This is a genomic window from Clostridium ganghwense, from assembly GCF_026735165.1.
Taxonomy (GTDB): Bacteria; Bacillota; Clostridia; order Clostridiales; family Clostridiaceae; genus Clostridium_H; species Clostridium_H ganghwense.
In genome coordinates this window covers 63,442-87,517 of the sequence record NZ_JAPQES010000005.1, presented here as the reverse complement: position 1 = coordinate 87,517, position 24,076 = coordinate 63,442, and the positions used below count along the sequence as shown (strand labels likewise).

Genomic DNA, 24,076 nt, shown 5'->3' with positions numbered 1-24,076 from the left:
ATTTTTGTGTAAGAATGATATAGAAAAAACAGCACAAGATTTAAAAAATTTGCTTGGTAATCAGGAAAATATAATTATCAAAAAAATAAATGTTGGCAAAGATATTCCAATTAAGGCATTTATTATATATATAAATGCTATTGCAGATAAGAATATTATAGATACGGATATTTTAAAACCTTTAATGCTTCATACAAATGAAAATTTAAATGATAAAGAGGACATCAATAATTATTTGTGTGAGACATACATTTCCTTAAGCAATATATATATTGAACAAGATATAAACAAAGTTATAGCTGCTTTAAAGAGGGGGAAGACAGCAGTTTTTACTGAAATAAGCATTGGTTACATTTTAGCAGATACTATAGGTGGCAAGTATAGGAATATTATTGAACCTGAGGATGAAGCATCCACTAGAGACAGTAAAGAAGGATTTGTTGAAAATCTAGAAACTAATATAAGTATGATACGAAGAAGATTAAAAGATGACAGGCTTATTATTGAAACTTTAACTTTAGGCAGACGTACCCAGACGGATATATCTCTTTTATATATTGGGGATATAGCTAATGATAATGTTATAAACGAGCTAAGGAAAAGATTAAATTCTATAGATGTGGATAATATAATTGCTTCAGGTATGCTTGAGCAATATATTGAGCATGAGCCTTACTGTATTTTCCCTCAGTATGTATCTTCACAAAGACCAGATAGAATAGTATCTGAAATTTTGGAAGGAAAAGCAGCTATAGTTATAGATGGAAGTCCATCAGTTTTACTTGCACCAAGTACATTCTTCGATTTTTTTCAATCTGTTGATGACTATTATAATAGAACTATAATAGCAACATTTATAAGAATTCTAAGAATGTTGGCAGTATTTATAGTTATAACCCTTCCATCTATTTATCTTACTTTATTAAAATTCAATGCTGAATTAATTCCAATTAAATTTATAACTCCAATTATTCAATCGAGAACGGGTATTGCATTAACTCCATTTCTTGAAATATTATCAATGGAAATTATGGTTGAATTCTTAAGAGAGGGTGGACTTAGACTGCCTTCTAAAATAGCTCAAACATTAAGTGTGGTTGGTGGTATTATAATCGGAGACACTGCGATTCAATCTAAAATAGTAAGTCCAAGTACTTTGCTTATAGTGGGAATAACAGTTATCTCCAGTTTCTTAATACCAAATTATGATATGTCTATTTCAATAAGATTTATAAGATTCCCTATGCTGATTTTATCAAATTTTTTAGGGATATTTGGGATATCAATAGGATGGTTTTTTATTTTAATTAAATTGTTTTATATGCAAAATTATGGAGTGGAATATTTAGCTTTTTTTAAAGATGATATGAAAGATACTCTTGTAAGAGTACCTTTATGGAAAATGAATAAAAGACCTGTAATTACTTCGCCAAAAGATAATATAAGACAAACAGACTTTAGAAAAAAATGGAATGGTGGAAATAATAAAAATGAATAATACGTTGGAAAACTTGAAAGAAGACAAGATATTTTATTTGTTAATAGGTGGAATGATAAATATAGGAATTTTATCTTTACCTAATACAATGATTTTAACTGCTAAACAAGATGGATGGCTATCAACAATTATAGGAATAGTTTATCCACTTTATATAGTTTTTGTAGCTAATTTTTTAAAAAAAGTATCGCCAAATGAGAATATATTTTGTTTAAGTAAAAAATACTTTGGTAAATATGTAGGAAGTGTATTTAATCTATTATTTGGAAGCTTATATTTTGTTAGCATAATCTCAAGTGGAGCAGCAATAATATATTTTATATACTATAATATGTCTTCTTATAAAACTAATAAAGTAGTTATTTCATTAATTTTAATTATAGGAGCTCTAGCAGCTCATATGGGTATTAAAGTACTTGTGAAATTGTGTGAAATTTCGTTTTTTATAGGGATTCTTATAAGCTTATTATCAATTAATGTATTAAAATATGGAAGCATATTAAATCTAATGCCTATTGGAGATATGGGACTAACAAAAATAATTAAAGCAAGTACTGCTGGGATTTATTCTTATGCAGGAGCAGAAATTATTTTGTTTATGCATCCGTTATTTGAAGATAGAAAAAAGCTGATTAAGAATGCATTAATAAGTATAGTTATTATTTGTTTAACATATGTAATGATTGTATTTACTACCACTTATTATTTAGGAGATGAAATAATAAAAAAAACTTTATGGTCAGCTGAATATTTAGTTGATAGCTTGAGGTTTCCTATATTTAATAATTTGAGATTAGTTGTATTTGGTTTTTGGATTTTTGTAGTGCTTAAAGCTATTGGGGTATATTATTATGTTTTAAATATACTTTTAGTTGATACTTTTGGTTCAAGAAAAATAAAGGAATATTATTTAATTATTTATGTTCCAGCAGCTATTTTAGCATTTTTGATTAAAAATGAAATTTCTAGAAGATACATGATGGAAAATATTACAAAATATGTAGTTGTATATAATTTAATTTATGTTACTTTGCTGTTAATTATAGCATTTTTTAAAAAAGGTGAAATATATGAAAAATAAAATATATATCATAATTATTTGTATTAATCTAATGTTAATATTTTTTACTAAATCAGAAAGAATACCTATAGAAAATATGGCTATTCCTTCTGGGGTTGGATTTGATATTGATAAAAATGGTAATTACAATGTCGCTGTAAATAATTATATATTCAGAGAAGAAGGAGAAACTTTATCTATTGTTAATAAGGGGATAGGGAATAGTATGGGTAAAACAAGAGAAAATCGTCAAATAAAACAAGATAAGGTATATGTAGTAGGACAAGAAAGAGGAATTGTCATAGGTGAAAAAGCTGCTTATAAAGGAATTAGAAAGATTATAGATTTAATTTTTAGAAACCCCTTAGTTAATGATAAAGCATATATGGTTGTTTATGATGGGGTGGCCAGCGAAATACTTCAATATAAAATTAAAAATTATGTAAGTGCTGCAGAATTTATAGAAGAATTAATAAATAAAATATCTTCACAAAATTTTTATCCTGATGATGTAAAAATAATAGACGTATATGTAAGACTTGACTCTGAAGGAAGAAATGTGATTTTGCCATATTTAAAAAAAGAAGAAGGAAAATTAAAAGTATCAGGACTTGCTGTTTTTAAAAAAGATAAAATGGTTTTGAAAATCAATAAAAATGAAAGCAAACTTTTAAATATACTTAGACCGAATAGTGGCAGAGGAATTATAACTGTTAAAAAAGGAAATAAATACATGGATTTATACGGAAAAGTTAAAAGAAAAGTAAAATGTTCTAAAGAAAATAATAAATATAAATTTGATATAGATTTACAATTTAAAGGGAATGTAGTGAGTAATGAATTGTATGAAAATTTAGATGAAGACTATGATGTTGTAAAAGAAGCTGAAGAAGAAGCTGCTAAAATTATGGAAAAAAAGCTTAATGATTTTATAAAAAAAGTAAAAAACAATTATAAAATTGATTGTTTTGAGCTAGGAAGGGTCGCAGCAGCAACTTTTGGTAGAAATAAGGAAGAAGATTGGGATGAAATAATAGCAAATTCAGAAATAAATGTTAATGTTAAAGTTAAAATTGGTTCTCACGGAAGAGGTGAGTATTAATGCAAGACAATAGTAATAGTTCAATTAGTTCCTTGGATATGTTTTTTATAATAAATGGAACTGTTGTTGGAGTAGGGGTTTTGAGTGTAGCAAATTCCCAGATAAAAATTTGTTATCAAGACGGATGGATATCTATGCTACTAGGTGGTATATATCCTATAATTATTGTATTACTAGGAAACTATCTTATAAAGAAATATCCTAAAGATAATGTTTTAGTGCTGAATGATAGATTTTTTGGCAGATTTATTGGGGGTATACTTAATTTTATATTTGGTAGTTATTTTTTTATGATTTTAGTATTTGGTGTTTGTGGAGCTGCAAATGTTTTTAGAGTGTATGGCATAGCATTTATTAAACCATTAAAATTTATAGGATTAGCTGTTTTTGTAGGAGGATGGGCTGCACATAAAGGTTTGAGAGTTCTAGCAAAAATAAATATAATAGGTTTTATTATAAGTATTGTGTTTATTGTATCTATAATTCCAGGAAGTTTTAAAGGAACTTATACGAATATACTTCCTGTATTTCAAATGAAAACAACAGATTTAATGAAGGCGATGATTCAGACATTTTACTCATATTCAGGTGCAGAAGTATTAATGTTATTTCATCCTTATATTAGAGATAAAAACAAAATAAGAAAAAACTCATTAATTTCAGTTTTAATAATTATATTTATGTATATTATAGTTACAATTAGTACTATATTTTATTATGGACCTGAAATTGCACCAAAAAGCATGTGGTCTTTAATAGACATAAGTAAAAGTATAGAGATTCCTATACTTAATAATTTTAGATTTATTCTTGTATGTATGATTATTATAATTAGTTTAAAAATAATTGTTAACTATTATTTTTGTTCTTCAGTTGTAGTTCAACATATTTTTAAAATAAAAAAAATGGAATACATAATTATGGTTTTATATCCTATAATTGTATATTTGGCTATGAAACTTACTAATGAAATTTTTAGAAGAAAGGTTAGCGATACTATTTTCCCATATTACATAATTTTTGTACTTGTGATGTTAATAACAATAGCAATTATTACTGCTTTCAAAAAGAAGGGATAAGTGTGAATAAAAAAATATTAATTTTCATAATGATTGTTTTAGGTTTAACTCTTTTATTTATTCCCAATGAAAGAAAACAGCCAGTAGAAAACTTAGGGGTTGAAATAGCAGCAGGGTTTGACGTAGAAGAAATTTTTAAGAATAACTATATATATGAGATTACAAGAAATGTAGTTTTATATAGTGGACAAAACAAAGAATTTACAGAAAATTATTCAGGTGTTGGAGATACTATTGGGGAAACAAGGGAAGAAAGAAGTAATAAAACTGAAAAAACAATATTACAAGGCATGGAAAAAATATATCTTGTTAGTGAAAAACAAGCAGAAGTAGGTATAAAAAACTTAATTGATATAATTTCAAGAAATCCATATGTTAATGATACTGGAAAGTTTGTTGTGTGTGAAGGAAAGGCAAAAGAATTTTTTGAATATAAAATTCCAGGTTATAATAGTATTGTGAATTATATAGATGGATTGATTGAAAGCTCTAGTAATGATAATTTTGTAGATAAAAATTTTTCTGTTACTGATATTTTAGTGAGAGTTAATGGAGAAGGAAAAAATGTGGTTATGCCTTATATAAGTATTGGGAAAAATGGTATTCATATAGGAGGATTTGCAATTTTTAAAGGTGAGAAGATGGTAAAGAAAATAAATATGAAAGATGCAAAAATTATGAATTTATTAAGAGGGCGAAAGACTAGAGGAATAATAACAATACAAAAGGATTCTGAACATTATTTAGATTTATCTACGATTTCACGAAAAAAAGTTAAGTGTTATAAAAAAGATGATAAAATGGTATTTGATATAAATTTAAAGTTAAAAGGTCAAGTATTAACTAATGAGTTACACAAAAAACTTTACGAAGATGTTAAGGTTGTAAAACAGGTTGAAGGAGAAAGTGAAAAAGAATTAGAGAAACAATGTAATGATTTTATTTATAAGATGAAGAAGGATATTAAAACAGATTGTTTGGAACTTGGAAGATATGCAGCTGCTAAATTTGGAAGAAGAACAGGGACGGACTGGAATAAAGTAGTTCAAGATTCGGAAATAAATATAAATGTTAGTGTTGATATAGTTAATTTTGGAAGAGGAGATTATTAAAAAGAAATAACCAATAAAGAAAAAAATAAAATTTCTTAAGAATTTTGGAACTTAGGAAGTTTTATTTTTTTATATAAAAAAAGCAAAGTATATTTGAGAAAATTGAAATTTTTTGAGCGTAAGCAGTAAATTTATCTTTTATATATTGTAACTTTTACCATTTAGTAGTATAATACTTAATGTTTGTTTTATTTACTAAGGAGGGATTTTGTTGAATAATGAAAAATATTGGGGTTATTTATCAGTTATTATAAGCAATTCTATAATAGGGCTTTCTTTTTTATTTACAAAAAAAGCTGTATCTACTACAGATCCATATAATACTCTTGCAATGAGATTTGCTATTTCTTTTTTTGTTATATTTTTAGCTGCTGCATTAAATTTGATAAAACTAAATTTTAAAGGAAAAGACTTAAAAAAACTTATACTTTTATCTATATTTTTTCCAAGTAGTTTTTTCCTTTTGCAAAGCTTTGGTCTTAAATGGGCAACATCTTCAGAAGCGGGTATAATAAGTGCCTTGACACCTGCAATGATATTAGTTTTTAGTATTTTATTTTTAAAAGAAAAAGTAAATTTAAAGCAAGTATTATCTATTATGGTTTCCATATGTGGGGTAGTATATATTTTCTGCATGAAAGGAAATGTATTAAATCTTGATAATTTTATAGGAATATTTTTAATATTTCTTTCTTGTGTATGCTTTGCAATTTTTAGTATTTTATCAAGAAAATGTTCAAATGATTTTACTCCCATGGAAATATGTTTTTTCATGCAGGGATTTGGTTTTATACTTTTTTCAAGTTTAGCTATTTTTAGAGGATTTAATTTTTATGAGTTGAACAGTTTAATTAAAAATACTTCATTTGTTACGTCAATAATATACTTAGCTATTCCATCAACTTTATTTACTGCAATACTTAATAATTATTCTCTATCAAAGATAGAAGCATCTAAGGTAGGCGTGTTTTCTAATATCTCTACAATTATTTCTATTATAGCAGGTGCTTTAATATTAAAAGAACAAATAATGTATTATCATATTATAGGATCTATTTTAATAATAGGTGGAATTATTGGAGTAAATTGTTTATCTTCTCATACTACAAATAATAAAGAGGAAATAACTAATAATAAGAAAAAAATGTTAAAAAAAATGCGTTTAGTGGCAAGCAGAATAAACTTTTTATAATTAAAGGATAAAAAATAAGAGAATGAAAGAGTATTAACTCTTCATTCTCTAGTAAATAATATTTCACCTTTAACTTTTTTAGCAGTTCGTAATTCTTCTATTTTACTAATCTTTTCTTTACCTTTTAATTGAATTAATATTATTGAAGCTATAATCAAAATCATACCTATAAATTGAGGAAGTTCAAACAATTCATCAAAAATTATAAAAGCTAATATTGAAGCGACTACAGGTTCTACACTGGCTATAATGCTTGTTTTACCTGATTCAATATACTGAAGTGCTTTAATCATTGCTTCGTTTGGTATAAGAGTAGCAACAAATCCTAGCCCAAGAATATTAATTAATGAAGTTGTACCTTTAATTGATTTTACTAAAGTCCATGGGGGTACAAAAAACCATAGAAATATTGCTCCAAATAAAAATGAATATACTAAATGTGTTTTATAGGAATATTTTTTTACAGCAATTTTTCCTAAAACATTTTGCAATGCAACTGCAACTCCAGAAAGTATTCCCCAGATTATACCTACTAAATTTAATTTGAAAGCTGTACTGTCATATGCTCGTACAACCAAACAACATCCTACTATGGCTAAAATTAAAGCGATAAATTTTTTTATTGTAAATTCTTCTTTGAATATAAAATATGATAAAACAACTACAATAATAGGATTTATAAATAGTAAGACTGAAGCCGTGGCTACACCTGTATATTTAACAGCATAACTAGATGCAATAAACATTCCGTCTAAAGCAAATATTCCATAAAAAGCAAAGAATAAAAGACCCTTTAAATCTGTTTTAAAGCATTTGGGATTTTTTACTAGGGTCACTATAAGATAAAAAATTACTCCTATAGTTGGTCTAAAAGCTGATATTGTCATAGAATCAAATCCTAAATTATCTAAAATTTTTACGAAAACGCCAAGAAATCCCCATGAAATTCCTGCAAGTAAGGCTAATAAATGTCCTTTTTTATTATTATCTATCATAAAATATCTCCCTTCAATGAACTTTTATAAAAACTTTGGAACAAAAAATAAAGAGAGAACAAATCCCAAGTTTGTTCTCTCTGTTTGTATCCAGAGTCTATCCAGATATAGTTCTTTTGCCTGAGAAATTCACTTTGTTTTATTGGGGTAAAACGAAGCTTGTCCCTTCGGCGGCTTAACATTTTGAGCTCTCTCCTATATCCTTCAACTAGTATGAAACAATATTCAATTTTTAAAATTATACATATATGTAATGGAATAGCTATTCTCATAAAAACATGCAAAAAAAATAAAGAGAGAACAAAACCCAAGTTTGTTCTCTCTGTTTATATTCAGAGTCTATCCAGATATAATTCTTTTGCCTGAGAATTTCACTTTGTTTTATTGGGGTAAAACAAAACTTGTCCCTTCGGCGGCTTAACATTTTAAACTCTCTCTTATATCTTTCAACTAGTGAACTTTATTTATTTTTACATTTATTGGTTCAAACAAATTACATTTGAATTGTACAACATAAAAATACCATTGTCAACAATTTTTATTTTAGATTTATTATATTTCCAATTGTGAGGGTGAAATATATATTATTTAAAGGTTCAAATATTTAATTTTTTACCAACCAGAATGAAGTTTATTCTATATTATAAATTTGGTGTATTATTTAATAATTTAAAAAAGATAAGTATATGTTATAATTAGAATATATTGGGTTTAGATTTGATTATTTTTGGAGTAGATAATATGGAGGGATTAAAGTGATTAAACCAGTAAAAAGAATTGCAGCAATACATGATTTATCGGGCTTTGGCAGAGCATCTTTAACTGTCATCATGCCAATTTTATCAACTATGGGAATACAGGTTTGTCCAATGCCTACTGCTATACTTTCAAGTCATACAGGGGGATTTACAGGATATAGTTTTGTTGATTTGACAGATACTATGATAGATTATAAGAATCATTGGAAAGAATTGAATATAGATTTTGACTGTATATATAGTGGTTTTTTAGGCTCAACAAAACAAATAGATATTATATCTGGTTTTATAGATGATTTTGGCACAGAGGAAAATTTGGTTGTTGTTGATCCTGTTATGGGTGATAATGGTAAGCTATATGATACTATGGGTACAGATATGATTGAAAGTATGAAAAAATTAGTTAGTAAAGCCGATGTTATAACACCCAATTTTACAGAAGCCGCATATTTACTAAATAAAAATTGCGATTTAGATATATCAGAAGAAATGATTAAAGAATGGTTAGTTGAATTATCACATATGGGTCCGAATACTGTAATAATAACAAGTGTTCCTGAACCTAAAATGAGTAAAAATACAAGTGTTATTGCATATGACCGTAAATCAAATAAATTTTGGAAAGTAAGTTGTGAATACATACCGGCTCATTTCCCAGGTACTGGAGATGGTTTTACAAGTGTAATAGTAGGTAGTTTGTTACAAGGAGATAGCTTGCCTATAGCATTAGATAGAGGAGTACAATTTATTACAGCTTGTATAAGAGCAAGTTATGGCTTTGATTATCCACACAGAGAAGGGGTTTTATTGGAAAAAGTACTTCAAAATTTAAATATGCCTGTAATGGTAAGTAGTTATGAATTGATATAAATTATAATTATTTCATGTACATGTTAAAAAATCCTTTCATATAATATTTTTAAGAATAATATATGAAAGGATTTTTTTATGTGGTGTGGAACTGAGAATTTATATACTGCTTCAGTCAAAAATATTGATGGAGTAAAATGGGGATATATAAACAATATAGGAGAGTTTATAATTAAACCTAAATATGATTATGCTAACAGTTTCCAAGATAATTATCTTGCTATTGTAGAGTTTAAAAATCGTTATGGAATTATTGATGAATCAGGAAAATATGTTGTACATCCAAAGTATGATACTATTAATCAATTTTCAGAAGGACGAGCAGTTATTGTTGATAAAGGTGGATTTAAGCTGATAGATGAGAGTGGAAAAGAAATAACAACAAAACAATATAATTTTATAGGAACATTTCAAGAGGAAAGAGCTTTATACAGTATCACAGACTCACAAGGAAAATGGTTGTATGGATATTTGGATAGACAAGGGAATAAAGTAATACCTGCTAAATATGAAAATGTCAGCGATTCTAAAGAAGGTAAGGCAATTGTTAAAGTTAGAGAGGGTGAGTACCAACTAATAGGCTTAAATGGAGAAGTATTAAACACATATAAGTATGCTTATGTGGGCAACAGAGGAGAGGGACTTTTAGCATTTAAGGAAAATATTGATGGGAAATATGGTTTTATAAATGAAGATGGAAACGTAGTGATACAACCTAAATATACAAGCACTCAACCTTTCAGTGGAGGAAGGACAGTTGTTAATATTGCAGAAGATTATGGCAATAGTTATGGAGTTATAGATAAAAAAGGTGATTTTATAATAAAGCCTAAGTATAATGATATACAGTTATTAGGTGAGAATAGGGTAGCTGTTGGAATACCTATTGATAAAAAGAAACCTTTTAGAGGTTCAAAATATGCAATTGCTGATACTGATGGTATGTTCCTTACGAATTATATTTACTATGGTATTTCAAATTACAAAGATGGATTAGCTTCTGCATATGACAATAAGTATACATTTTTTTATTGATAAAAGTGGAAGACGGGTAAAAAGCTTACCGGTAGTAAGGGGAAGTGGAAATTTGACATTTGAGAAAGATGTTATCAAAGCAGATGTAGATTATAGACAATCTTATTTAGATAAAGCAGGAAATATTATATACAAGCAAAATACCATTATTCCTTTGAATGAGAAGTATAGTGTTAAAGAAAAAAAATTCAATTCCAATAAGGATTATGTAGTATACTATCCTCAAGTTAAAGGTATGGTAAATAAAAAAGCCCAAAAAAGGGTAAATAAAAATTTGAAAGAATTATCACAAATTAAAGATATTAATAGCCATGTTCAGCTTGAATACAATTATTCAGGAGATTTTTCAGTTGAATTCTTCAAAAACAATTTGTTAGTTTTGGAGCTTTTGGGATATAAATATTATTTTGGTGCAGCTCATGGTATGCCAACAGAGATTTATGCACATGTGGATTTAGTTAGTGGAAGATTTTATGAGCTTAAAGATTTATTTAAAGAGGATAGTAATTATGTAAAAGTACTTAGCGATATTATAGAAAATCAAATAAAAAATAACGAAGAGTATTCATATGTATGGCTTTATAACTATAAGGGTATAAAAGAAAATCAGCCATTCTATGTAACAGACGATGCTCTATATATTTATTTTTATCCTTATGAAATAGCACCTTATGTTGCAGGATTCCCTACATTCAAAATACCTTACGCAGATATAATGAATATTATTGATGTTAATGGTGAGTTTTGGAGAGCTTTTAAAGGATAAAATTACGCACTAAAAATCAATATTTATGATATAATTACTAAATGGTATAATGAAATAGTACAATAAATTTAGTTTAGGATGGTATATTATGAACGAGACAACACTTATAGTAAAAAAACAATTTGTAAATAAATATAAGAATGGATATCCGTTAATTTTTAAAGAAGCTATAGAGAATATAGAAGAGTTAAAAAAGGAAGGACAAATTGTAAAACTTATAGATAAAAAGAATACTTTTTTAGGAAGAGGATATTATGGAAAGCAGAATAAAGGATACGGTTGGATTTTAAGTAATAGTAAAAAAAGTTCTCTTGATTATAAATTATTTTATGATAAGCTTGGAAATGCATTATATAAAAGAAAAAAGTTTTATTATTCCAAAGATACCACTGCATTTAGAGTAGTTAATGGGGAAGGGGATGGAATAGGAGGTCTTACTATTGACTATTTTGATGGTTATTATCTAATAACATGGTATAGTAAGGGAATATATGCATTTAGAGATATAATAATTAAAGCAATAAAATCACTAGTACCTTTTGATGGTATATATGAAAAAATGAGATTTGACGAAAATGGTATGGTTTTAGATGAAGACAGCTACGTATGTGGAAGAAAAGCACCAGAACCTCTTATAGTTAAGGAAAATGGAGTTAATTTTGCAATTTACCTTAATGAAGGTGCAATGGTAGGTATATTTTTAGATCAGAAGGAAGTAAGAAAGGCTATTAGAGACAGATATTCTAAAGGTAAAACTGTGCTTAATACTTTTTCCTATACAGGAGCTTTTTCCATGTTTGCAGCCAAAGGTGGAGCAGTTACTACAAGCCTTGATTTGGCAAAGAGAAGTTTAGATAAAACTATTGAGAATTTTACTATAAATAATATTGATTATAAAAAACATAATATAATAGTGGAAGATCTTTTTGTTTATTTTAAGTATGCCAAAAAGAATAATATAAAATTTGATATGGTTATTCTTGATCCACCGAGTTTTGCTACATCTAAAGACAACAGCTTTAGTGCAGCTAGAGATTATAAAGATTTAGTTAAATCGACTATTGAAATAACAGAAGATGAAGGGGTAATTGTAGCTTCTACAAACTGTAGTACATTTAATATGACAAAATTTAAGAAATTTATAGATGAAGCTTTTAAAGAATCAAATAAGAAATATCAAATAGTAGAGGAACATCAGCTTCCAAAAGATTTTGCAGTTACAGATAAATTTCCAGAAGGCAACTATTTAAAGGTTTTATTTATAAGAGTTTACTAAGATACAAAAGTTCGATACAGATATAATGTCAATGAAATATGAAAGATAAAGAGCAAGACCTTATTAAATTAAAATAAAGTCTTGCTTTTTATAATGAAAAAAAGAGTATAATATTTATTCTATATTTTATATTTTCCCATAGTATTATCTAAATTTTCTACCAATTCAACAAGGTTATTCCCAGATTCTTTTACTTTTTTTATTGTTGTAAATTGCTCATCCATTAAGGAATATACTTCTTGGCTACTAGCAGCATAGGTTTGTGAAATTAAAGATATATTATTCATTTCTTCTACTGTTTCGGTACAATTATTATTTAACTTTACCGAAGCATCAGCAACATTATTTACATTTGATATTAGTGTGTTTACAACTTCAGATATTTGTTTAAAAGCAGTTATTGTTTTATTCAGAGAATGGTTTTGTTCATCTACTACTTTTTCAACTTCATTTATTTCTTTTGCAGTTTTACCAATACCTGATTGAACATATAAAACTAATTCGTTAATTTTTTGTGCTGATATAGATGATTGCTCGGCTAATTTTCTTACTTCTTCTGCTACTACAGCAAATCCTTTTCCATGTTCTCCTGCTCTAGATGCTTCAATAGATGCATTTAATGCTAGTAAATTTGTTTGTTCGGCAATACTGCTTATTACTTCTACTATTTCACCTATTTCTTTTGAGTTTTGCTCAAGAGTTTTAATAGAATTAGTAGCATTAATAGATGTATGTTTAGTTTCAGACATTTTTTTATTTTGAAGTTCTATATTTTCTTCTATATTATTAATTGTACTTATGGCTTTTTCTGTAAGTTGTTTAGAATCATTCATATTTATTGAAATGTTATTTAGGCCTTTAGCTATATTGGATAATAAATTATTACAATATTCTATTGAATTTGCTTGTTCCATAGATGTATTGGATAAATCTGATACAGATGAAGTTACTTTAGTTGTAACTTGTAATGCGTTATTTAAAAGAGACATATTATCTTCAGATACAATATACACAGTTTTACTCAGTTGTTTTATTTCAGTAATCAGCAATGTTAATTTTTCCATTATATTATTTAAGCTGTATAAGTATTCTGATTTAGCTGAGTTTGCAGAAGTTTCGATTTTATATGTAAAGTCATTTCTTTCTAAGCTTTGAGCAAATTCATTTATTAAAATAGATGGTTTTATGAACTTTTTAATATTTTTAATTATAGATGCACAGCCAACAATTATACCCGATAGTACATAAAAAAATATGTTTAAAGCAAACTTATAACCAGTAAGAGATAATACATAGCTGGTTATTATTCCTAAAATCATAGTAGAAGGAATAATAGTAAGCATTGTTGTAGTTATGTATTTTTTAATTTTATTTTCACTTTTTTGTGTGTTAGTAGAGAATTCCATAATTTTATCCTTTCTGCTTTCAAAATTTTTTTATATTTGCAATAAAACCATGATGATGTCAAACAGTTATATTATCGGGATACTAAAAATTAACTTTATAGTTTTTAATATAAAATAAGGATATAGAGAGAAAAGGGATATCAAAGACTAGAGTTTTTATTTTATAAATATTTGTTGTTGAGGTATATTTTGTATGATATAGTATTAGAGTATTTTCAATTACGAAAATATAATTAAAAAGGAGAGATATGCTTGATAGATATAAAAGAAACTTATTCTAAAAGAAAAGAAAGATATAAGAAAATTTTAGAAAAACAAAATAAAATTATAAATATCATAAGCTCAATTAGAATGATACTTTTTATAAGTGCTGTAGTTTTCCCTTTAATTTCTTATTATAGTATAAAAAATATATATTTAAGTCTTTTTGCATTTTGTATATTTGTTTTGGGATTTATAATCATGGTTTTAATACATGACAAAGTAATAAATAATAGAGATTTAATATCTAATATATACAGTATAAATATGCAATGTATAGAACGTGTAGAGGGAAGATGGAAAGAATTTGAGGATGATGGAGAAGAATATAGAGATGAAAACCATCCGTATTCTAATGACTTGGATATATTTGGTAGAGCATCTCTTTTTCAGTATATAAATGATACTACAACTTATATTGGAAGAGAAAAATTGAAAAAGAGTTTGACCAATAGTAGTTATTCAGAACAGAAAATTTATAAAAGACAAGAAGCTATAAAAGAACTTAGTAAAATGATAGGATTTAGGCAAAGACTAAAAGGAACAGGACTTAGAAATTTTCATTCAGGTAAAAATGTAGAAAGTTTATTAAAATGGACAAAACAGAAACACAATCTTTATGATAGTAAATTTATTAAAATTATTAGTATAGCGTTACCAGTAGTAACTTTAGGAGCTATTATATATTATTTTTTAGGTATATTTAAAAGTTATTATATACCTTTATTGTTTATAACTATAAATCTTATTATTCTTAGAATAAATAAAAATGAAAGAAATAGTGTATTAGATACGGTTTATATTTATAGAAAACAAATAAATGATTATTATAATATGTTAAAACTTATTGAAAAAATGAACTTTAAATCAACCTATTTGAAGGAATTAAAAATGAATCTTACATATAAAAACAGTACTGCTTCACAAAAGATAATAAAGCTTAATAAACTTTCAGATTTAATTTTAGATAGAAAAAATTTAATATATTTTATATTAAACTATGTGTTTTTATGGGATTATCATTGTATGATAAATCTTGAAAAATGGAGAAAACTATATGGTGAAAATTTTGAAAAGTGGTTAGAAACTATAGGTACTATAGAAGAATTAGCAAGTTTTTCAACCTTGGCTTTTGATAATTCAGATTGGACTATGCCGAATTTTAAAAATGATGAATTTGTATTTAAAGGGAAAAATATGGGTCATCCTCTTTTGGGAAACAAAAAAGTATGTAATGATTTGACTATAGGAAAAGGTAAAAAAGTTGTATTAATTACAGGATCAAATATGTCTGGGAAAAGTACTTTTCTCAGAACAGCTGGTATAAATTTAGTATTAGCATATGCAGGAGCACCTGTGTGTGCAAAGAATTTTGAATGCAGCATAATGGAGATATTTACTTGTATGAGAATTAGCGATAATTTAGAAAAAAATATTTCATCTTTTTATGGAGAGTTGCTTAGAATAAAGGAACTTGTAAGGAAAACTAAAGAAGGAAGAAATATATTCTTTTTGTTAGATGAAATATTTAAGGGAACTAATTCCATAGATAGGCATACAGGAGCAAGGATTTTAATAAACAAACTTAGCAAGGAAAAAGTACTAGGAATGATTTCAACTCATGATTTGGAGCTTGGAAGTTTGCAAAAAGAAAATTATAGTGTTATAAACTATCATTTTGAAGAATACTACAGAAATAATAAGATATATTTTGATTATAAGTTAAGAGGGGGAGTTTCTACTACAAGAAATGCCATGTATCTTATGAAGATTGCAGGAATAGTAGATACTATACCTCAGAGTAAGTAGAAGGAGTGATGATTTGAAACTTGAACGGTTATTCGGTATATTACTTATTCTACTTACGGAAAAGAGAGTTAGTGCCAATTACTTGGCTAACTATTTTGAAGTTTCTAAGAGAACAATTTATAGAGATATTGAGTCAATTGAATTAGCAGGAATACCAATTATAACTTATTCAGGCAGGGATGGAGGTATAGAACTTGTCAACAATTGTAAAATAGATAGTCATCTTTTTGGTGAAAAAGAAAAGGAACTTATAATAGATAGTTTGAAATTAAGAAAAACATTATTTGAAGATAGAAGTACTGATTTACTCATTAAAAAAATTGAAAAAATATCTGATGAAGATATTTACAAACAATTATCAAAATCTATTGATATCCTTAAATTTAGTATTATAAGAGATGAAATGGAAATAGATACAAAAAATAAACTTAAACTATTAAAAGAAGCTATTGATGAAAAACGAATAGTAAGATTTAGATATACTAATTACTATGGAGAAACTATACTTAGACAAGTTGAACCACTGCTTATAAGATTGAATAATGGCTTTTGGTATTTTAATGGGTTTTGTAAATTTAGGAATGATTTTAGAGTTTTTAAACTGACAAGAATTAGAGCTCTAGAGATAACAGAAAAAACTTTTATTCCAAAACATGAAAATGATAATAATTTAACTTATATTGCTGATTATAAAAATTGTGATGTTGTAATTCTTAAATTCCATAGAGCTGAACTAGGAAAACTTTATGACTATTTTACAGAAGCGGAATTTATAGAAATAAATACTGAGTCAGTTACAGTTAAATTTAAATATTATCATGATTATAACCTTATTAATTTTATTCTAGGATTTGGCAGTTCGGTCAAAATCATAGAACCTGAATATTTGAAAGAAAAATTTCTAGGTGAAGTAGAAAAAATCCTTAAAAAGATAAAAAACTAGAATATATAAATAATTTATAAATTTATTATTATATATGACATATAGCTGTCAACTTTTCTATGATATGATTTCATTAAAGAAATTTTGAGGAGTGATATCATGAAATATGAAATAGTTGAATTGAAAGAAAAACAAGTTGTAGGTATTATTAAAAAGACTACAAATGAAAATATGCAAGCTGTAAAAGACATTGGTGAATTATGGCAGAGGTTTATAGCAGAAGAAGTTTATAATAATATTGAAAATAAGGTAAATCAACAAGGTATAGGATTGTATACTAATTACGAAGGGGATTATACAAAACCCTATAGTTTTATGACTTGTTGTGAAGTTAGTGCAGTTGGTGATTTAAAACATCCATTAATTTTTAAAACAATCAATGCAGGTAAGTATGCAAAGTTTTCTATTAGGGGTCATATTCAGGAAGCAGTAATGGATGTATGGGAAGCTATTTGGGCACTTAATCTTAACAGGAAATATGAATGTGATTTTGAAATATATCATAATAACTCTGAAGATATGACTGATCAGATTATAGATATTTATATATCAATTATATAAAACATTTGTGGATGATGGTAAATACAGAAGATTTGAAAGTTAATATATAAGCATAATAAAAAACATCTAATTGTAAAGATTAGATGTTTTTTATATATTTAAAATATACAAGATGAGTTGTTAAAGCACTAAAGTAGTTAAATTCATAAAAATGCAAAGCATATGAAAATTTTAACTAAAGCAAAAGAGAAAAATGTCGAAAAATATATAATTAGGTATAAAGATATTATATATTAATTATAAAAAGGGGAGATTAATATAGTATTGAAAAATAATATTGATAACAATGTGATTTCTACCTAAGGAGAGATATTCAGGAGGATAAATAATGAGGTGGAATGTACTACCATATACTATACCATTATGGATTACTTTAATTTTTTCCATAGGTACTGCAATATATATATTTAAGCGTAGAGCTGTTCCAGGAGCTATAGCTTTATTTATAATGTCTTTAATAATGTCACTATGGTCTTTGGGGTATATTTTTGAATTACTTTCACAAAGCTTAAGAGAAAAAATATTTTGGGATAACGTTCAAATGTTAGGCGGTGCAATGGGGGTAAGTTGTTTTGCTTTTGCCTTACAATATACAAAACAGAAGATATGCCTTAAACGAAGAGTTACCATTTTATTAGCAATTGAACCTGTAATTATATGGATTTTAGCTGTATCAAATTTAACAGAGTTATTTAGAGGGAATGCATATATTGATACAAGTGGACCATTCCCAGCTCTTATATATGATATGGGGATTGCTTCATGGATTGATTTTGCTTTTGGTTATGTAATGTATATTTTATTTATTATTTTGCTTATTAGATTTTTTATTCGTTCACATGATTTATATCGTAAGCAAGCTTCATTTATGATGATTGGATTAACAATTACAGCTGGTGGTTATATATTGTCTTTCTTAGATTTAATTCCAAAATATATGAGAGATGTATCTCCTTTTACTTTTACAATTTTAAATTTGTCTTTATTTTTTAGTATCTATCGCTATAAATTTTTAAATACAGTACCAATTGCAAGAGAAACACTTTTTGAAAAAATAAATGATGGATTGATTGTATTAGATGCTAACAAGGTAATTGTGGATATTAACTTATTAGCACAAACGATTATTAATACTACAACTAATGAAGTTATTGGTCAGCTATTTCATGGGATATTTCCAAATTCACAAGAAATTTTAAAAAATATGGATAATTCCATGCAAACAAATTTAGAAATTTCTCTAAAAAAAATTGATCAAGAATATATATATGAAGTAGAATCTTTACCTTTAGTTAATAAACGTAATACTAATATTGGTTGGCTGATTGTACTTCATGATATAAGTGAGCGTAAAAAAATGGAGAAAGCTTTACAAATTAGTGAAGAAAAATATAGAAATGTTTGCGAATTTGCCAATGATGGTATTGTAATAATACAAGATGGATATATAAAGTATATGAATACTAAATTATTAGAAATGATAAATCATACGTATGAAGAGGTAATTAATCATTATTTTGATATATTTGTTATTCAAGAATTTAGAACCTTGGTTCGGGAAACTTACAGGCGTCGTATAATGGGAGAAGAGGTTAATAACAGATATGAAATAACTTTACTCTGTAAAAATGGTGATAAATTAGATGTAGAAGTAAATGCTGCAGTAATGAATTATAATGGACGTCTTGCTACATTAGGGTATATACGTGATATTACTGAGCGTAAACGAGCAGAAAAGGCTTTAAGAGAGCTGGCGGTAAAAGATCCATTAACTCAAATTTTTAATCGCCGCCATTTTTTTATACTTGCCCAAAAAGAGTTTGAATTAAGTATACATCATAAATATTCTATGTGTGCAATTATGATAGATATTGATCATTTTAAGCAAGTAAATGATAATTATGGGCATGCAATAGGTGACCAGGTTTTATGTAATATTGCAAATAATATTATAGATTCAATTAGAGATACTGATGTATTAGGTCGATATGGTGGAGAAGAATTTGCTGTATTTTTACCTAAAACAGATATTTGTAAAGCTCAATTAATAGCAGAAAGAATTCGAAAAAACATAATGCAGAGTTCAGTAAGCACTGACAGAGGGCAAATATTTGTTACAGCAAGTTTAGGAGTAGCCCAAATATTAAATTTTGATGAAGATGATATTGATAAATTGTTTGATAGAGCAGATAAAGCGCTTTATACTGCTAAGCAAAAAGGCAGAAATAAAGTAATAATATATAACTGAGAAATAATTTGGGTGAAGTAAAAGTATTTACAATTCAATAAGTTGTAGGTACTTTTTTATTATTTAATAATATAAATCATATTGAAAATATGGTAAAATCATCTTAGTATGAACAAATGAGGAAAATTTTTATTTTAATAAAAATAGGAGGAAAAAATGAAAAAAAGGACAGGCACAAATAATAAAATTTTAATTGCTATAATAATTTTATTATTCAGTATACTTATGGCAATAGTGATTGCGTTTTATAAGGTCTACATGACATCATCAAAGTCTAGTGTAAAACAAACAAAAAATATACAGCAAGTACAAAATCAAGAAGTAGAAAAACAAAATGACGTAGAGAATGGAAAGTTGTTATTAGTATCAGAAAGAGAAGGATTGTATTCGTGTAATATGAAATACATAAATAGTAAAAATGGAAAAGTAGTATTAGATCTAGGTTATAATTATTACGATGCAAATGATTTTTCAGAAGGATTAGCTTGTGTACATAAAGAGGTCAACCGCACATATGATAAGAGTGTGAATATATATTCAATACAGTCTAAATCTGGATATATAGATGAGAAAGGGAATATAGCAATACAGATTAAATTTGATAGAGCAGGTGATTTTTCGGAAGGTTTAGCAGCTGTAGTAGTTAATAAAAAAATAGGTTATATAAATAAAAAAGGTGAGTTTGTAATAGAACCTCAGTTTGATCCACTTTATAATCCAGAAGATGTGAATTGGAGATATTCTGCTATTTTTAGTAGATTCAAATTTTCTCAAGGTTTAGCACCTATAAGAAAAAATAAAAAATGGGGATATATTAATCAAAAGGGTGAATTTGTAATAAAACCTCAATTCGATTGTGCAGGCACATTTTCAGAGGATTTAGCACCTGTAATGAAAGGGGAAAAATGGGGATACATAAATAAAAAAGGTGAGTTTGTAATAGAACCTCAATTTCTTGATGCAAATATATTTTCAGAAGGATTAGCTTTTGTAGAAGCAAGAAATAAAGAATTAAATGGGCGACATCTTTGGGGTATTATAGATAAAAATGGGAATTTTATAAAAGAACCTGTTTATGAATATGGAGGTCCATTTTCGGAAGGGTTAGCAGCTGTAGCGAGTTCAGATTATACAATTGCTTATATAAATAAAGAAGCTAAAGTAGTAATACCATATAGATTTCGTGATGCATGGCCTTTTTCACAGGGGTTAGCACGTATTTCTACCAGTAATAGTACTGCTAATAGTACTGCGTATATAGATAAAAAAGGAAATATAGTATATGGTAATTTAGGAAAAGTAAAAAAGAAACAATCTACGAATAAACATTCTAAAGCTTATATGGAATATAATAAGAATCATTCTAACACTTATGACGATGAATCTTATGTTCCTGATTATGATAATATGACTGATGAAGAATTTAAAGAAGTATATAAGAAGGAAATGGAACATTTTTCAGATTGGAGTAATGTAGACAAATAGGAAAAAGGTAACTGATTTTGATAACAGTTGCCTTTTTATGATTATATTAAGATATATTTAAGATAATACAAGTAAAAATGTGCTATAATATGTGCAGTACAGGTTTAAATTACAATTATTTTTAATATTCTTGCAAATATATTTGATTAGTTTATTTAATGAAATATATTTGCAATAATTTTACTTATGTTTAGGAGAGGATAGTATGTTAAAGCAGCTTTTGGGAAAACAATCTACAAAAAAGTTTATTTATTTTCTTATCTTACTAGTACTTTTGTACTCTATAAAGTCTGTATTTGATTTATTTTTACTTACTTTTTTACTTGCATACTTTGTAGATACTATTAAAACATTTATTGTGGATAAGCTTAATGACTTTGTGAAAATAAACCCTAAATTAGTCACCATTGTTATTTATCTATTCATAGTTTTGTTATTGGTATTTGCAAGTGTAAAGTATGTACCAATTGCTATAAATCAAAGTATGTATCTTATAGATCAAGTGTCTCAGCTTAAGCTTGAACAGTTTGAATACATCAATCAAATATTAGAACAAGTAGATATTGGAAAGTATGCACAAATGGGAGTAAATAGCTTGGTTACAGGGGCAACTCATGTTGGCAAATGGGCATTTAATATATTTATATCATTAATTCTAAGTTTGTTCTTCGTACTTCAAAAAGAAGAAATTAAACATTTTATGAGAAAATTTAAAGATAGTAAGATATCTGGTTTCTATGATTATATATCTTATTTTGGAAAGAGTTTTTTGAATTCTTTTGCTAAAGTTATACAAGCTCAAATACTTATAGCAGTAGCAAATACTTCTCTTTCTCTTATAGGGCTTTCAATTATAGGGTTTAAAAGTTTAATTGCACTAGGGATTATGATATTTATTTTAAGTTTAATTCCAGTAGCAGGAGTAATTATATCACTTATACCTTTAGGGTTTATGGCTTTTGAAATGGGTGGTATAATGCAAGTAATTTATGTATTAATTATGGTAGCTATAATTCATGCTTTTGAAAGTTACATATTAAATCCTAAGTTGATGTCAAATAAGACAAACCTTCCTGTATTTTTTACTTTTGTTATACTTATTGTTTCAGAGCATTTTATGGGAGCTTGGGGTCTTTTATTAGGTATTCCAATAGTTATATTTATGTTAGATATGTTTGGAGTTGACCTGAATAATAACAAAAAACAAATTAAATTAAGATTTAAGAAAGATAAGATTAAAAAGGATAAAAAAGTTGAGATGGTTGAAGTATAAAGTTGTATAGGAAAAAACACTAGGTAAAGAAACCTAGTGTTTTTTGGTGCTTAAATTAGAATGTCTATTAATACTCTTTTTGGTGCTTAAATTAGAATGTCTATTAATACTCTTTTTAGGGGCTGATTTACCTTTTCTTATATCTATGATCTTTCCTTTATATATTTCTTTTGCTTCAATTTTTATATTGAAATCTTTTTCATACATTCTAATTAATGATGTTTCTTTTTGCGTAACTATAGAAATAGCAGTACCTAATTCTCCAGATCTACCAGTTCTACCTGCTCTATGTAGATACTCCTTTGAATCCTCAGGTAAATCTAAATTAAATATATGAGTTACACCTTTTACATCGAGTCCTCTGGCAGCTATATCTGAAGCTATTAAAAGTTGAATTTTCCCACTTCTAAATCCTTCTAAAGTTTTTTTGCGTTCTTCTTTTGATGCATTACCATATATTCCGTATGCTTTAATGTGGTGATATTGAAGTTTTGATGTGGTTATTTCTATTTCTTCACTTTTATTTATAAATACAATTGCTTTTTGTGGTTTTATAGAAGCTATTAACTTTCTTAAAACTTCAATTTTATCTCTTTGTTCTGTAGTAAGATACATATGAGTAATATTTGGATTAACTAGTTTTTTATCTTCTATTTTTATAACTTCTGGGTTTTTCATTAAATCCTTTGCTATATTTATTGCTTTTTCATTTATAGTAGCTGAAAATACCATTAACTGTCTGTCTCTCATTGTAGTTTTTATAACATCTTTTACTCCAGCTAAATTGTTTTTATCTAATAGTCTGTCACCTTCATCTATAACAATGGTTTTAATAGTATGTGCACTTATCTTTTTCTTTTTTATAAGTTGAAATATTCTTCCTGTTGAACCTATAATTATATGAGGTTTTTTCTTTAGCTTTTCAATTTGTCTTTTTACATTAACTTCTCCTATTATAGTAGTAGAAGTTATAGGTGCTCCAGAATTTTGAGATAAAAGTTTTATTTGTCTATCTATTTGCATAACTAGTTCGTGGGTTGGGGCTAATATAATAGCTTGCATTTCTTTTTTATTACTATCTATCTTTTGAAATATAGGTAGTAAATAGGCTAATGTTTTTCCACTTCCAGTTTGTGACTGACCTATTATATCTTTATTTTCTAATGCTAAAGGTATTGTTTTTACCTGAATATCTGTGGGTTCATTTATACCTTCTTTTTTTAATCCTTCTATTAAATTTGAATTTAATTCTAACTTATCAAATGAAATTGCCATAGCTATCTCCTTTATAATTTTGTTGTATTTGTAAATAACTTGTATTTGTTTTTTATAGTAAAAGACAATTTT

At 26.7% G+C, this 24,076-nt stretch carries 19 protein-coding genes and 2 riboswitches; of the genes, 16 read left to right on the top strand and 3 right to left on the bottom strand.

The window, feature by feature from the left end; genetic code table 11:
• Positions 1 to 4: 4 nt before the first annotated feature.
• The 6 genes from OXH55_RS13820 to OXH55_RS13795 all read left to right on the top strand — a co-directional run bounded on the left by OXH55_RS13820 (position 5) and on the right by OXH55_RS13795 (position 7,043).
• The gene (locus tag OXH55_RS13820) at positions 5 to 1,498 is read left to right on the top strand and encodes a spore germination protein (protein ID WP_268050590.1); all 1,494 of its coding nucleotides are present in this window, start codon (positions 5 to 7) and stop codon (positions 1,496 to 1,498) included.
• Positions 1,491 to 2,579 carry a GerAB/ArcD/ProY family transporter gene (locus OXH55_RS13815; protein ID WP_268050589.1) on the top strand — a complete coding sequence of 363 codons (1,089 nt, stop codon included), beginning with the start codon at positions 1,491 to 1,493 and terminating at the stop codon, positions 2,577 to 2,579. Before OXH55_RS13820 ends, OXH55_RS13815 begins: the two co-directional genes overlap by 8 nt.
• On the top strand, positions 2,569 to 3,660 hold the full coding sequence (locus OXH55_RS13810) for a Ger(x)C family spore germination protein (protein WP_268050588.1): 1,092 nt from the start codon (positions 2,569 to 2,571) through the stop codon (positions 3,658 to 3,660). The genes OXH55_RS13815 and OXH55_RS13810 overlap by 11 nt, the downstream gene beginning before the upstream one ends.
• Positions 3,660 to 4,739: a GerAB/ArcD/ProY family transporter gene (locus tag OXH55_RS13805; RefSeq protein ID WP_268050587.1), complete on the top strand. Its 1,080-nt coding sequence runs from the start codon at positions 3,660 to 3,662 to the stop codon at positions 4,737 to 4,739. The genes OXH55_RS13810 and OXH55_RS13805 overlap by 1 nt, the downstream gene beginning before the upstream one ends.
• A 2-nt stretch (positions 4,740 to 4,741) precedes the next feature.
• On the top strand, positions 4,742 to 5,851 hold the full coding sequence (locus OXH55_RS13800) for a Ger(x)C family spore germination protein (RefSeq protein WP_268050586.1): 1,110 nt from the start codon (positions 4,742 to 4,744) through the stop codon (positions 5,849 to 5,851).
• Positions 5,852 to 6,062: 211 nt separating this feature from the next.
• Positions 6,063 to 7,043, top strand: coding sequence for a DMT family transporter (locus OXH55_RS13795; protein ID WP_268050585.1), 981 nt, complete (start codon positions 6,063 to 6,065; stop codon positions 7,041 to 7,043).
• A gap of 41 nt (positions 7,044 to 7,084) precedes the next feature.
• On the opposite strand, the gene OXH55_RS13790 is transcribed toward OXH55_RS13795, so the two are convergent.
• On the bottom strand, positions 7,085 to 8,038 hold the full coding sequence (locus OXH55_RS13790) for a DMT family transporter (RefSeq protein WP_268050584.1): 954 nt from the start codon (positions 8,036 to 8,038) through the stop codon (positions 7,085 to 7,087).
• Between the two features lie 98 nt (positions 8,039 to 8,136).
• Positions 8,137 to 8,246: riboswitch (glycine riboswitch) on the bottom strand.
• Positions 8,247 to 8,378: 132 nt separating this feature from the next.
• Positions 8,379 to 8,488, bottom strand: a riboswitch (glycine riboswitch).
• A 305-nt stretch (positions 8,489 to 8,793) separates the two neighbouring features.
• Between OXH55_RS13790 and OXH55_RS13785 the strand changes: the two genes are divergently transcribed.
• From OXH55_RS13785 to OXH55_RS13770, 4 genes are all read left to right on the top strand, one after another.
• On the top strand, positions 8,794 to 9,666 hold the full coding sequence (locus OXH55_RS13785; protein WP_268050582.1) for a pyridoxamine kinase: 873 nt from the start codon (positions 8,794 to 8,796) through the stop codon (positions 9,664 to 9,666).
• A gap of 78 nt (positions 9,667 to 9,744) precedes the next feature.
• Positions 9,745 to 10,701, top strand: coding sequence for a WG repeat-containing protein (locus OXH55_RS13780; RefSeq protein WP_268050581.1), 957 nt, complete (start codon positions 9,745 to 9,747; stop codon positions 10,699 to 10,701).
• Positions 10,702 to 10,753: 52 nt separating this feature from the next.
• Positions 10,754 to 11,467 (top strand): DUF3298 and DUF4163 domain-containing protein, encoded by a 714-nt coding sequence (locus OXH55_RS13775; RefSeq protein WP_268050580.1) that lies wholly within the window; start codon positions 10,754 to 10,756, stop codon positions 11,465 to 11,467.
• 88 nt (positions 11,468 to 11,555) lie between these two features.
• Positions 11,556 to 12,743 carry a class I SAM-dependent rRNA methyltransferase gene (locus tag OXH55_RS13770; protein WP_268050579.1) on the top strand — a complete coding sequence of 396 codons (1,188 nt, stop codon included), beginning with the start codon at positions 11,556 to 11,558 and terminating at the stop codon, positions 12,741 to 12,743.
• 119 nt (positions 12,744 to 12,862) lie between these two features.
• Here the strand turns inward: OXH55_RS13770 and OXH55_RS13765 are convergent, their stop codons facing one another.
• Positions 12,863 to 14,149 (bottom strand): methyl-accepting chemotaxis protein, encoded by a 1,287-nt coding sequence (locus tag OXH55_RS13765; RefSeq protein ID WP_268050577.1) that lies wholly within the window; start codon positions 14,147 to 14,149, stop codon positions 12,863 to 12,865.
• Between the two features lie 252 nt (positions 14,150 to 14,401).
• On the opposite strand from OXH55_RS13765, the gene OXH55_RS13760 reads away from it, so the two are divergent.
• From OXH55_RS13760 to OXH55_RS13735, 6 genes are all read left to right on the top strand, one after another.
• Entirely contained in the window at positions 14,402 to 16,219 is a 1,818-nt protein-coding gene (locus tag OXH55_RS13760) for a MutS-related protein (protein WP_268050576.1), read from the top strand.
• A 13-nt stretch (positions 16,220 to 16,232) separates the two neighbouring features.
• A complete protein-coding gene (locus OXH55_RS13755; RefSeq protein ID WP_268050575.1) occupies positions 16,233 to 17,162 on the top strand; it encodes a helix-turn-helix transcriptional regulator in 930 nt (309 codons plus the stop codon).
• A gap of 99 nt (positions 17,163 to 17,261) precedes the next feature.
• Positions 17,262 to 17,723: a GyrI-like domain-containing protein gene (locus OXH55_RS13750; RefSeq protein WP_268050574.1), complete on the top strand. Its 462-nt coding sequence runs from the start codon at positions 17,262 to 17,264 to the stop codon at positions 17,721 to 17,723.
• A 328-nt stretch (positions 17,724 to 18,051) separates the two neighbouring features.
• The gene (locus OXH55_RS13745) at positions 18,052 to 19,971 is read left to right on the top strand and encodes a histidine kinase N-terminal 7TM domain-containing diguanylate cyclase (RefSeq protein WP_268050573.1); all 1,920 of its coding nucleotides are present in this window, start codon (positions 18,052 to 18,054) and stop codon (positions 19,969 to 19,971) included.
• 156 nt (positions 19,972 to 20,127) lie between these two features.
• Positions 20,128 to 21,456: a WG repeat-containing protein gene (locus tag OXH55_RS13740; RefSeq protein WP_268050572.1), complete on the top strand. Its 1,329-nt coding sequence runs from the start codon at positions 20,128 to 20,130 to the stop codon at positions 21,454 to 21,456.
• Between the two features lie 205 nt (positions 21,457 to 21,661).
• On the top strand, positions 21,662 to 22,729 hold the full coding sequence (locus OXH55_RS13735; RefSeq protein ID WP_268050571.1) for an AI-2E family transporter: 1,068 nt from the start codon (positions 21,662 to 21,664) through the stop codon (positions 22,727 to 22,729).
• A 33-nt stretch (positions 22,730 to 22,762) separates the two neighbouring features.
• On the opposite strand, the gene OXH55_RS13730 is transcribed toward OXH55_RS13735, so the two are convergent.
• The gene (locus OXH55_RS13730; RefSeq protein WP_268050570.1) at positions 22,763 to 24,004 is read right to left on the bottom strand and encodes a DEAD/DEAH box helicase; all 1,242 of its coding nucleotides are present in this window, start codon (positions 24,002 to 24,004) and stop codon (positions 22,763 to 22,765) included.
• Positions 24,005 to 24,076 lie beyond the last annotated feature (72 nt).